Below are 12,868 nucleotides of genomic sequence, written 5' to 3'. Positions count from 1 at the left end.
TGGCTCACATTTGTGAGTCTTTTTTGTTACTCTTTTTTGGAAAATATATTTTTAAACTTTTTTCAAAAAAGGTATTGCAAAGTTGTATCCATCTGCTATAATAATAACTGTTCTGCGGAAGTAGTTCAGTGGTAGAACATCACCTTGCCATGGTGGGGGTCGCGGGTTCGAATCCCGTCTTCCGCTCCAGAATTTAAAAGGCTCGCCTCCGGGTGAGCTTTTTTTGTACTCGGGAAATAGCTCAGCTTGGTAGAGCGCTACGTTCGGGACGTAGAGGTCGCGCGTTCGAATCGCGTTTTCCCGATAAAAATAGTCTAGGCAATACCTAGGCTATTTTTTATGCCAATTAGTTTAAGTTATTTAAAAAATAGCTTGTGCTTACCAAAAATAAGTTAATTACTAGTTTAAAACAGTTGGGTTTGTTATAATGACTTAAAACTTGAAGGGAGCAGATTATGTCAGCTATTGCGAAATCCGATTATGAATTATTAGTTAAACAAGCTTATGCTCTAGTTGAAGGGGAAGATGACTGGATTGCCAATACGGCTAATTTATCTGCTCTTTTGTTCAATAGTTTGAATAATGTGAATTTTGCTGGAGTTTATCGAGTAAAAAATAATGAGCTGATTTTAGGACCTTTTCAAGGCAAGCCAGCTTGTGTACACATTTCTTTTGGAAAAGGAGTATGCGGTACGGCCGCTAAAACTGAAAAGACGCAAATTGTGAAAGACGTTCACCGATTTGCAGGTCATATTGCATGCGATAGTGATTCAAAATCAGAAATTGTTGTTCCTATTTTTAAAGAAAATAAGCTTTGGGGAGTATTTGATTTTGATTCAACAGTTTTAAATAATTTTGATGAAATTGATAATCACTATTTGACACAAGTTTCAGAAACAATATTTAACCATTAGGACATATTGGTTTACATTAACGATATAAACAATTAAAATATTGAACGTCAATTTTAAAGGGGTGTCTGTATGGAAAACTCTTATAGTAAAAGTGCTAATCAGGTTTTGGAAATTGCAAGAGAGCAAGCGCAGAATTTCCATCACCGTTTAATTGGAACAGAACATGTCTTGCTAGCTTTAGTAATTGAGTCAGATGGGGATGCAGGCAAGATTTTGCGAGCATGGAATTTAACCCCAACGGCGGTTCGTGAAGAAATTGAACGCTACACAGGTTATGGTTCAGCTGCTAATACTAGCTACATGGAAATTTCTCCACGTCTAAATTTAGTTTTAGACTATGCTAAAAGATCTGCGGATCAAATGGGATATCATGAAATTCAAACAAGTCATATTTTGCTTGGATTAGTGGCTAGTGAACAAGTTTTATCTTCAATGATTTTGAAAAACTTGAATGTAGATATTAATCAATTGCGAGATGATGTTGAGCAAGAACTTAATCAAAAACAAAGCTTTGGTGATTCGTCCAATTGGTTGACCGGTGATTCAAATATTGGTACAACTAACGGAACTGCTTCAAACAAGAAAAAGAAGAGTACTACACCAAATTTGGATAAAGTTGCAATTAATTTAAATGAACGTGTCCGTGAAGGTGCGATTGATCCTGTTGTGGGCAGAAAAGCAGAAATTGCTCGTGTGATTCAAATTCTTTCTCGTCGTACAAAGAACAATCCAATTCTAATTGGTGAACCAGGAGTTGGTAAAACTGCTGTTGCTGAAGGAATTGCTACCGCAATCGTTAGAAAAGATGTTCCTCATGATTTACTTGATAAACGCGTAATGTCTTTAAACTTAGCAAATTTAGTTGCTGGTACAAAGTATCGTGGTGAATTTGAAAATAGGATGAAGAATATCCTTAAAGAAGTAGCGAAAGACGGAAAAGTTATTTTATTTGTCGATGAAATGCATACTTTGATCGGTGCGGGTGGTGCTGAAGGTGCGATTGATGCTTCAAATATTTTGAAGCCCGCACTTGCCCGTGGCGATGTTCAAATGATTGGTGCAACAACTTTTGATGAATATCAAAAATATATTGAAAAAGATAAAGCATTGGCTCGTCGTTTCCAACAAGTTCGTTTAGAAGAACCTTCTAAAGAGGCAACAATTAAGATCTTGGAAGCTTGAAGCCAAAGTATGAAAAATTCCATCATGTAACTATTTCTGATGAAAGCATTAGGGATGCCGTTGATTTGTCAACACGCTACATTGCAGATCGCTATTTGCCAGATAAGGCAATCGATTTGATCGATGAGGCTAGTGCGGCTGTTAAGATTAAAAATAATGTTGGCTCTAATAACCGTTTGATTCAACTTGATGAGCAATTAAAAAAGGTTATCGAACAAAAAAATGAAGCTGCGGCTGGTCAAAATTTTGTGGAAGCTGCTAAGTTGCAGGATAAGCAAAATAGTTTGAAAGCAATGCACGAACAATTATTAGATGATTTAACAGAAAAAGTTAGTTCAAACGCTGTAGTTAATTCAGAAGATATTGCCAAAGTTGTTTCTTCATGGACTGGCGTACCAGTAACGCAAATGAAGAAAAATGAAACGCATAAATTATCGCATCTTGAAGGTATCTTGCATGAACGCGTAATTGGCCAAGATAAGGCTGTCGAAGCTGTTGCTCGTGCAATTCGTCGTAGTCGAAGCGGAATTAAAGATGAACGTCGACCAATTGGTTCTTTCTTATTCTTGGGGCCAACAGGTGTTGGTAAGACTGAACTTGCTAAATCAGTTGCCGCAGCAATGTTTGGCTCAGAAGATAATATCATTCGAATTGATATGTCTGAATACATGGATCAGGTTGCCAGCAGCAAATTAATTGGTTCAGCTCCTGGATATGTGGGATATGAAGAAGGCGGCCAGCTTTCAGAACAAGTTCGTCGTCATCCATATTCAGTGGTTTTGCTTGATGAAGTTGAAAAGGCGCATCCAGATGTCTTTAACTTGCTTTTACAAGTTTTAGATGAAGGATTCTTAACTGATTCTAAGGGTAGAAAAGTCGACTTTAGAAATACAATTATTATTATGACTTCTAACTTAGGTTCACGTAGCTTGTTTGAAACTAAGGCAGTTGGGTTTAATGCCGACAATGAAAGCCAGGCCAAGATGCGTGCTGAGAAAGTTAAGCAGGCCCTTAAGCAATTCTTCCGTCCGGAGTTTCTTAACAGAGTGGATGAAACAATTATTTTTGAAGAGCTTAACAAGAAGCAACTTCGTCAAATCGTTACTTTGTTAACGCACAAGTTAGTAGTTCGCTTAAATAAGAGGGGCATTGACTTGAAGATCTCTAGAGCTGCTTTGGACAAGATTGCTGAAGATGGCTATGATCCAGAAAATGGTGCTCGTCCACTTAGAAGAGCAATTCAAAATGATATTGAAAATAAGATTGCTGAAATGCTTATTGATGGCGAACTTATTTCAGGTGATACTTTGAAAATTGGTGCTAGCCATGGCAAGCTTAGATTTGATGTTGCAAAGCCAAAAGAAAAGGTTGCTAACTAGTTGTTGTATTTGACAAAATTGCAAATCTACGGTATATTAGTTGCTGATTTAAAAGGCTGAATTTCAGGATTTTGCTGATCTATTGTCCAGCAAAATGATAAAGACAAAAACGACACTGAGTTGTTTTTGTCTTTTTTATGCCTAAAATTCGAGTTTTTTTAATTTGTAACAGAATTGTAATATTTGCTTTCTCTAACAGAAAGGATGTTTTTCCTTGTTAAACGGACACGTAGTGAATTACGGTAAGCATCGTACAAGACGTAGTTTCTCAAAGATTAAAGAAGTTTTGAAATTACCTAACTTGACCGATGTTCAAACCCAATCATATAAGTGGTTTCTCGACAAAGGTATCAAAGAAGTTTTTGATGACATTATGCCAATCAGCGACTTCTCTGGTAAGCTTTCATTAGAATACGTTGGCTACAAGCTTCAAAAGCCTAAGTACAGCGTTGATGAAGCTCGTGATCATGATGCAACTTATGCTGCACCAATGCACGTAACTTTGAAGTTGACTAACCAAGAAACTGGCGAAATTAAGACTCAAGATGTCTTCTTTGGCGATTTACCATTAATGACCGAATCAGGTTCATTTATTGTTAACGGTGCTGAAAGAGTTATCGTTTCTCAATTGGTAAGATCTCCGGGTGTTTACTACTCAGGTGATTATGATAAGAATGGTCGTCAAATTTTTGGTACTACAGTTATTCCTAACCGTGGTGCTTGGCTTGAATACGAAACTGATGCTAAGAATGTTTCTTACGTACGTGTTGACCGTACTCGTAAGTTGCCATTATCAGTTTTGATTAGAGCTATGGGTATCGGCTCAGACAGCGATATTCTTGAAATGTTTGGTCAAAGTGACAGTTTACAATTTACTTTGGACAAAGATGTTCACAAGAATCCAGCTGACTCTCGCGTTGCTGAAGCTTTGAAGGATATTTACGAAAGATTACGCCCAGGTGAACCTAAGACTACTGATTCATCACGTTCACTTTTGTTTGCACGTTTCTTCGATCCTCGTCGTTATGATTTAGCTCCAGTAGGTCGTTACAAGATCAATAAGAAGCTTTCACTTAAGAACCGTTTGTACGGTCAAACTTTGGCTGAAACTTTAGCTGATCCAGATACTGGTGAAATCATTGCTAAGAAGGGTACTGTTGTTACTCATGAAGTAATGGATACTCTTGAAAAGTACCTTGATCGTGATGACTTTAAGATGGTAACTTATGAACCTTCAAAAGAAGGTGTGTTGCCAGATCCAATCACTGTACAAGAAATTAAGGTCTTCTCAAAGGTTGATCCAGAACGTGAAGTTAAGTTGATTTCTAACGGTCACATTGGTGATGACGTTAAGCATTTAACTCCAGCCGATGTTTTAGCATCAATTAACTACTTCTTCGTACTTCAAGATAAGATTGGTACTACTGATGATATCGATCACTTGGGTAACCGTCGTATTCGTCGTGTTGGCGAACTTCTTCAAAACCAATTTAGAATTGGTTTGGCAAGAATGGAACGTGTTGTTCGTGAAAGAATGTCAATCCAAGATCCATCAACTGTTACTCCACAACAATTGATCAACATTCGTCCAATTGTTGCAAGTATCAAGGAATTCTTTGGTTCATCACAACTTTCACAGTTCATGGACCAACACAACCCATTGGGTGAATTGACTCACAAGCGTCGTATGTCAGCTTTAGGACCTGGTGGTTTGACTCGTGACCGTGCTGGTTATGAAGTTCGTGACGTTCACTATACTCACTATGGTCGTTTATGTCCTATCGAAACGCCAGAAGGTCCTAACATTGGTTTGATTAACTCTTTGGCATCATACGCAATTATTAACAAGTATGGTTTCATTGAAACTCCATACCGTCGTGTTTCTTGGAAGACTCACAAGGTTACCGACAAGATTGACTACTTAACTGCTGATGTTGAAGATAACTACATTATTGCCGGTGCTAACACTCCATTAAATGAAGATGGTTCATTTAAGGAAGACATTATTTTGGCCCGTCATAAGGAAGACAACGTCGAAGTTTCTCCTGATAAGATTGACTACATGGATGTTATTCCTAAGCAAGTTGTTTCAGTTGCTTCTGCATGTATTCCATTCCTTGAAAACGATGACTCTAACCGTGCTTTGATGGGTGCCAACCAGCAACGTCAGGCTGCACCCTTGATCAATCCTCATGGTTCACTTGTTGGTACTGGTATGGAATATCGTGCTGCTCATGATTCTGGTGCCGCACTTTTGGCTCAAGCTGCTGGTACTGTTGAATATGTTGACGGTAACGAAGTTCGTATTAGACGTGAAGATGGCACTTTGGATAAGTACTACCTTGAAAAGTACCGTCGTTCTAACAACTCTAAGTCATACAACCAAACTCCTAATGTACAAAAGGGTGACATTGTTGAAGCAAGTGATGTTATTGCTAACGGCCCAACAATGGATCATGGTGAACTTGCTTTAGGTCAAAACCCATTGATTGCCTTCATGACTTGGAACATGTACAACTATGAAGATGCCATCATGCTTTCTGAACGTTTGGTTAAGGATGATGTATATACTTCAATCAGTATTGAAGATTATGAATCTGAAGCTCGTGACACTAAATTGGGTCCAGAAGAAATCACTCGAGAACTTCCTAACGTTGGTGAAGATGCTTTGAAGGATCTTGATGCTGATGGTATCGTTCGTGTTGGTGCCGAAGTTCATGATGGTGACATTCTTGTTGGTAAGGTTACTCCAAAGGGTGTAACTGAATTATCAGCTGAAGAAAGATTGCTTCATGCCATCTTTGGTGAAAAAGCTAGAGAAGTTCGTGATACTTCACTCCGTGTACCTCACGGTGGTGGCGGTATTGTCCAAGACGTTAAGGTTTATACTCGTGAAGCCGGCGATGAACTTTCACCAGGTGTTAACACAATGGTTCGTGTTTACATTGCACAAAAGAGAAAGATTCAAGTTGGTGACAAGATGTCTGGTCGTCACGGTAACAAGGGTACTGTTGCTGCGGTTGTTCCAGAAGAAGATATGCCTTACTTGCCAGATGGTACTCCAGTAGATATTTGTTTGAACCCAATGGGTGTTCCTTCACGTATGAACATCGGACAGCTTTTGGAATTGCACTTAGGTGCTGCTGCTCGTCAATTGGGTATCCACGTTGCTACTCCAGTATTTGATGGTGCTAACGAAGACGATGTTTGGGATACTGTTCGTGAAGCCGGCGTTGATAAAGACGGTAAGACTGTTGTTTATGATGGTCGTACCGGTGAACCATTCCACAACCGTGTGTCAGTTGGTGTTATGCACTACTTGAAGCTTACTCACATGGTTGACGATAAGATTCACGCACGTTCAATCGGGCCTTACTCATTAGTTACTCAACAGCCACTTGGTGGTAAAGCACAATTTGGTGGACAGCGTTTCGGTGAAATGGAAGTTTGGGCTCTTGAAGCTTATGGTGCAGCTTACACATTGCAAGAAATTTTGACTTACAAGTCAGATGACGTTGTTGGTCGTGTAAGAGCATATGAAGCTATTGTTAAGGGCGAAAGAATTCCTAAGCCAGGTGTTCCTGAATCATTCCGTGTTCTTGTTAAGGAATTGCAATCATTAGGATTGGATATTAGAGTTCTTGACATGGATCATCATGAAATTGAACTTCGTGATATGGATGATGACTCAAATGAACATTTGAATATTGATACTTTGTCACGTATGGCTGAAGAACAACAAAAGAAGAAGTTAGCCGTAGAAACTGATAAATCAGAAGATAAGGATAAGAAAGCTGAAGATAAACCTGAAGAAGCTCCAGTAGACGAATCCGACGATAAAGTTTCTAAATAGTAGGAGGTTAAACTTTTGATCGACGTAAATAAGTTTGAAAGTATGCAAATTGGTCTTGCATCACCTAACAAGATCAGAAGCTGGTCATATGGTGAAGTTAAGAAGCCAGAAACCATCAACTACCGTACTTTAAAGCCTGAAAAAGATGGCTTGTTTGATGAAAGAATTTTTGGACCAACTAAAGATTGGTCATGTGCTTGTGGTAAGTACAAAGGTGTTAGATATCGTGGTATTGTCTGTGATCGTTGTGGTGTTGAAGTTACTTCTTCAAAGGTAAGAAGAGAACGTATGGGTCACATCGAATTAGCAGCACCAGTTACTCATATCTGGTACTTCAAGGGTATCCCATCAAGAATGGGCTTGGTTTTGGATATTTCTCCAAGACTTCTTGAAGAAGTTATCTACTTTGCTGCTTATATCGTAATTGATCCAGGTGATACTGATCTTGAACCTAAGCAATTATTGACTGAAGCAGAATACCGTGAACAAAAAGCTAAGTATGGTAATCGTTTTGTTGCAAAAATGGGTGCAGAAGCTATCCGTGATTTGCTTAAGAAAGTTGACTTAGCTAAAGAAGTTGCTGATTTGAAGAAAGAGCTTCAAACAGTTACTGGTCAAAAACGTACACGTGCAATCAGAAGATTGGACATTTTGGATGCATTTAAGAATTCTGGTAATAAGCCAGAATGGATGGTTATGGATGCTGTTCCAGTTATTCCACCAGATTTGCGTCCTATGGTTCAATTGGAAGGTGGACGTTTTGCAACTTCTGACTTGAACGATTTATACAGACGTGTAATCAACCGTAACAACCGTTTGAAGAGATTGCTTGATTTGAACGCTCCAAATATTATTGTTCAAAACGAAAAGCGTATGCTTCAAGAAGCTGTTGATGCCTTAATTGATAACGGTCGTCGTGGTCGTCCAGTTGTTGGACCAGGTAACCGTCCACTTAAGTCACTTTCACACATGCTTAAAGGTAAGCAAGGTCGTTTCCGTCAAAACTTGCTTGGTAAGCGTGTTGACTACTCAGGTCGTTCAGTTATCGATGTTTCACCAAAATTGAAGTTCTATCAATGTGGTGTTCCTCGTCCAATGGCACTTGAATTATTCAAACCATTTGTAATGCACGAATTAGTTAAGCGCGGAATTGCTTCTAACATTAAGAACGCTAAGCGTAAGATTGATCGTGAAGATGATGACATTTGGGATGTACTTGAAGATGTTATTAAGGAACGTCCAGTTCTTTTGAACCGTGCACCTACTCTTCACCGTTTGAGTATTCAAGCATTTGAACCAGTTTTGGTACCTGGTAAGTCAATTCGTTTGCACCCATTAGCTTGTGAAGCTTACAATGCCGACTTCGATGGTGACCAGATGGCCATCCACGTTCCATTATCTGATGAAGCTGTTGCAGAATCACGTTTGCTTATGCTTGCTGCTCACCATATTTTGGCACCTAAGGATGGTAAGCCAATCGTTACTCCATCACAGGACGTCGTATTAGGTAACTACTGGTTAACTCAAGCTGAAAAGGGCCGTGAAGGTGAAGGCATGATCTTCAGTTCACCAGCTGAAGCTGCAGTTGCTTATGAAAATGGTGATATTCACTACCATACAATTATTGGTATGTCAGCTGATTCTATGCCTAAGAAGCCTTGGCCAGCAGGTAAGGAACATGGTATCTTTATTACCACTTACGGTAAGATCGTATTTAACCAACTCTTCCCTGATGACTACTTCTACATCAACGAACCAACTGAAAAGAATTTGAACAATCCACTTGATGAAAAGTACTTCTTAAATGAAGGTGAAGATATTCAAGAAAAGATTGATTCAGTTGCTGATGACTTAATTGCAACACCATTTAAGAGTGGTTTCTTATCAGATTCTATTGCTACTATTTACAAGTATTACAAGGTTCAAAGAACTTCAGAATACTTGGATGACTTAAAGAAATTAGGTTACACTAGTTCAACTACTTCTGGTATTACCATTGGTATGAACGATGTTCCTGAAATTGAAGATAAGGATGAAAAGGTAGAAAAGGCTCGTAAGCAAGTTGATATTGTTTCTAAACAATTTAGACGTGGACTTATTACTGAACAAGAACGTCACGATCGAGTAATTAGTATTTGGAACGCATGTAAGGACGAAATCCAAAACGAAATCGCTCAAATCTACGATCCAAGAAACCCAATTACTATCATGGCCGACTCAGGTGCCCGTGGTAACATTTCTAACTTTACTCAGTTAGCTGGTATGCGTGGTTTGATGGCCACTCCTAACGGTGGTTTGTTCGAAATTCCTGTTACTTCAAACTTTAAGGAAGGTTTGTCAGTATTGGAATTGTTCATGTCCACTCACGGTGCTCGTAAGGGTATGACTGATACTGCCTTGAAGACTGCTCAGTCTGGTTACTTGACTCGTCGTTTGGTTGATGTTGCCCAAGATGTTATTATTCGTGATGATGATTGTGGTACTGATCGTGGTATTACAGTTAGTGCCATTATGGAAGGCGACGAAATGATCGAACCATTATTCGATCGTTTGCTTGGTCGTTTCACTGCTGAAACTGTTAAGGATCCAGAAACTGGCGAAACTATTGTAGCTAAGGATGTCATGATGGATGAAAACTTGGCTCATAAGGTTGTTGATGCTGGTGTAACTCATGTCAAGATTCGTTCAATTCTTACTTGTGATACTCCTCACGGTGTATGTCGCAAGTGTTACGGTATGAACCTTGCTACTGGTGAAGAAGTTGAAGTGGGTGAAGCAGTTGGTACTGTTGCTGCTCAATCAATTGGTGAACCTGGTACTCAGCTTACTTTGAGAACTTTCCACAACGGTGGTGTTGCCGGTGCTGAAGATATTACTCAAGGTTTGCCTCGTGTTCAAGAATTGTTTGAAGCTCGTAACCCTAAGGGTCGTGCGACAATTTCTGAAGTAGATGGTATTGTTGATTCAATTCAAGAAAACCCTGCAGAACATACTCGTGAAATTACTGTTAAGGGTAAGATTGATACTAGAACTTACAGTGTTGCTTATACTGCTTCTGTTGCTGTTTCCGAAGGTGACAGCGTTCATCGTGGAGACAAGTTAACTCTTGGTTCTGTTGATCCTAAGGAATTGATTCAAGTTACTGATACTTTGACTACTGAAGAATACATCTTAGCTGAAGTTCAAAAAGCCTACAGAATGCAGGGTGTAGATATTTCTGATAAACACGTCGAAGTATTAACTCGTCAAATGTTGCAAAAGGTTCGTGTTCTTGATCCAGGTGAAACTGATATCTTGCCAGGTGAAGTTATGGATATTGACCAATTTAAGGACCGTAACAAGGAAGTTATTATTTCTGGTGGTATCCCAGCAACTGCTCAAAGCGTTATCTTGGGTATTACCAAGGCTGCCCTTGAAACTAACAGTTTCTTGTCAGCTGCTTCATTCCAGGAAACTACTCGTGTTCTTACTGATGCTTCAATTCGTGGCAAGAACGATCCACTTCTTGGACTTAAGGAAAACGTTATTATTGGTAAGATTATTCCAGCTGGTACTGGTATGCCTATTTACCGTAATATGGAACCACAAGCGGATGTAGCTAAGCCACAATCTGTTTACTCAATTGCTGATATTGAAAAGCAAATGAAAGAAAAAGATGCGGCAAAGGATGCAAATCCACAAAAATAAATAAATTCTGTTAGAGAAACTTAAAAAATACGCTTCTATCAATTTGATAGAGGCGTATTTTTTTATTCTAATAAAAGTTGAAAAACTGTAGCTATGAATATATAAGGAATAAACGGAAAAGTTATGTTCTGCTTTTTGAATATGTAATGTGCAATTAATAGTATGGATGCGATAAGAAATGTGGAATTAGCAAATGATGGATTAAAATATAAAGCTATTAACAGATAAATGAATAAGTCACCACTTCCAATTTTTTGTTTGGAAACTAATGTGATTAACAGTATTGTAATAGGAACTAATTCCACTAAATCAACTATAGAATAATTTTGTATGATATTTATTTTGGTAAACAATATTATACAAAATGGAGTTAGTAATAAAATGGTTGGAAACTCTTTATCTTTATAATCAAAAATAGCAATTATTAATAAAACAGATATCATGATGGCAGTCGTTAACTCATTATAGGAAGAAAAATCGATTTTTATAAAGGTAAAGCCACCAATTAATTCTGTTAAGAATAATTCCGCTGATATATTGTTTTTACAATATCGACATTTTCCTTTTAAAAATAGATAGGAAATAATAGGAATTTCATCAAGCAAATTAAGCATGTTATTACAGTTTTTACAGTAGGAACGTGAAAGTATCATATCATCATTGGAATAACGATCATAGATAACGCAGGCGTGTGAAGCAATACAACTACCGATAAAAAAGTTTGTGAGTAAGTAAATCAATAGAATCCCCTCCATTTATAAGTGCGCAAAAAACAGTTTTTTTATCGTGGAAATTTTAAAAAAGTTTGCTTTCTGTGTAAAAGGTAGTACAATGATGATTGTATGTTTTGAATATTATATCTGTGAGTCAAAAAAGAAACTCCCGGATGTGTGAACAAAATAGTTAATTTTAGGAGGAATTTTTTAATGCCAACCATTAACCAATTGGTAAGAAAAGGCCGTCACTCAAAGACGACTAAATCAAAGTCACCAGCTTTGAACTACGGTTACAACAGTATGAAGAAGGAATTAGTATTCAACCCAGCTCCACAAATGCGTGGTGTTGCAACTCGTGTTGGTACTATGACACCTAAGAAGCCTAACTCAGCTTTGCGTAAGTACGCTCGTGTACGTCTTTCAAACTTAATCGAAGTTACTGCTTACATTCCAGGTGAAGGCCACAACTTGCAAGAACACTCAGTTGTTTTAATTCGTGGTGGTCGTGTAAAGGACCTTCCTGGTGTACGTTACCACATCATCCGTGGTGCCCTCGATACTGCTGGTGTTGATGGCAGAAAGCAAAGCCGTTCTAAGTACGGTGCAAAGAAAGGTTAAGGAGGAGTTAAATAATGCCTAGAAAAGGTCACGTAACTAAGAGAGACGTTTTAGCAGATCCAGTTTACAACTCAAAACTCGTTACTAAGTTAATCAATCACTTGATGCTTGATGGTAAGAGAGCAAAGGCATCTTCAATCCTTTACGATGCATTCAACATTGTTAAAGACAAGACTGGTAAGGAACCACTTGATGTCTTTGAAGAAGCTATGAACAATGTTATGCCAGTTTTGGAAGTTAGAGCTCGCCGTATCGGTGGTTCAAACTACCAAATCCCAGTTGAAGTTCGTCCAGAAAGAAGAACTACTTTAGGCTTAAGATGGCTTGTTTCATACGCTCGTTTACGTAACGAACACACTATGGATGAACGTTTAGCTAACGAAATTATCGACGCTTCAAACAACACTGGTTCAGCAGTTAAGAAGCGTGAAGATGTTCACCGTATGGCCGAAGCTAACCGTGCATTTGCACACTACCGCTTCTAATCTAATTGTTCGTTTTATTTTAAGGAGAGAATTA

The 12,868-nt window shown here is 38.5% G+C and carries 6 protein-coding genes, 2 tRNA genes and 1 pseudogene; 8 read left to right on the top strand and 1 reads right to left on the bottom strand.

Going from position 1 to position 12,868, the window contains the following annotated elements:
- Positions 1 to 114 precede the first annotated feature (114 nt).
- The 6 genes and pseudogenes from JCM6256_RS01685 (at position 115) to rpoC (ending at position 11,015) form a co-directional block, all read left to right on the top strand.
- Positions 115 to 189, top strand: a tRNA-Gly gene (locus JCM6256_RS01685).
- Positions 190 to 230: 41 nt separating this feature from the next.
- A tRNA-Pro gene (locus tag JCM6256_RS01680) sits at positions 231 to 304 on the top strand.
- Positions 305 to 455: 151 nt separating this feature from the next.
- On the top strand, positions 456 to 914 hold the full coding sequence (locus JCM6256_RS01675; protein ID WP_025080108.1) for a free L-methionine (R)-S-oxide reductase MsrC: 459 nt from the start codon (positions 456 to 458) through the stop codon (positions 912 to 914).
- 69 nt (positions 915 to 983) lie between these two features.
- Positions 984 to 3,475 (top strand): annotated as a pseudogene (locus JCM6256_RS09400) (ATP-dependent Clp protease ATP-binding subunit).
- A gap of 214 nt (positions 3,476 to 3,689) precedes the next feature.
- The gene (gene rpoB, locus JCM6256_RS01665) at positions 3,690 to 7,328 is read left to right on the top strand and encodes a DNA-directed RNA polymerase subunit beta (protein ID WP_025080107.1); all 3,639 of its coding nucleotides are present in this window, start codon (positions 3,690 to 3,692) and stop codon (positions 7,326 to 7,328) included.
- Between the two features lie 15 nt (positions 7,329 to 7,343).
- Positions 7,344 to 11,015 (top strand): DNA-directed RNA polymerase subunit beta', encoded by a 3,672-nt coding sequence (gene rpoC, locus JCM6256_RS01660; RefSeq protein ID WP_025080106.1) that lies wholly within the window; start codon positions 7,344 to 7,346, stop codon positions 11,013 to 11,015.
- A 62-nt stretch (positions 11,016 to 11,077) separates the two neighbouring features.
- Here the strand turns inward: rpoC and JCM6256_RS01655 are convergent, their stop codons facing one another.
- Positions 11,078 to 11,755, bottom strand: coding sequence for a prepilin peptidase (locus JCM6256_RS01655; RefSeq protein WP_051545865.1), 678 nt, complete (start codon positions 11,753 to 11,755; stop codon positions 11,078 to 11,080).
- 186 nt (positions 11,756 to 11,941) lie between these two features.
- Between JCM6256_RS01655 and rpsL the strand changes: the two genes are divergently transcribed.
- Both rpsL and rpsG read left to right on the top strand, forming a co-directional pair.
- On the top strand, positions 11,942 to 12,349 hold the full coding sequence (rpsL, locus tag JCM6256_RS01650; protein ID WP_025080104.1) for a 30S ribosomal protein S12: 408 nt from the start codon (positions 11,942 to 11,944) through the stop codon (positions 12,347 to 12,349).
- A gap of 14 nt (positions 12,350 to 12,363) precedes the next feature.
- On the top strand, positions 12,364 to 12,834 hold the full coding sequence (gene rpsG / locus JCM6256_RS01645; protein WP_025080103.1) for a 30S ribosomal protein S7: 471 nt from the start codon (positions 12,364 to 12,366) through the stop codon (positions 12,832 to 12,834).
- The last annotated feature ends 34 nt before the right edge of the window (positions 12,835 to 12,868 follow it).

The organism is Lactobacillus hamsteri DSM 5661 = JCM 6256 (assembly GCF_000615445.1).
Classification (GTDB): domain Bacteria; phylum Bacillota; class Bacilli; order Lactobacillales; family Lactobacillaceae; genus Lactobacillus; species Lactobacillus hamsteri.
The sequence above is the reverse complement of the archived record's forward strand: the minus strand, read 5'-3'. Positions and strand labels throughout refer to the sequence as shown.

What these genes read in the sequence shown, in the direction of transcription:
- JCM6256_RS01675 (WP_025080108.1), top strand. Translation starts at nt 456, where the DNA reads ATGTCAGCTATTGCGAAATCCGATTATGAATTATTAGTTAAACAAGCT.
- rpsL (WP_025080104.1), top strand. Translation starts at nt 11,942, where the DNA reads ATGCCAACCATTAACCAATTGGTAAGAAAAGGCCGTCACTCAAAGACG.
- rpsG (WP_025080103.1), top strand. Translation starts at nt 12,364, where the DNA reads ATGCCTAGAAAAGGTCACGTAACTAAGAGAGACGTTTTAGCAGATCCA.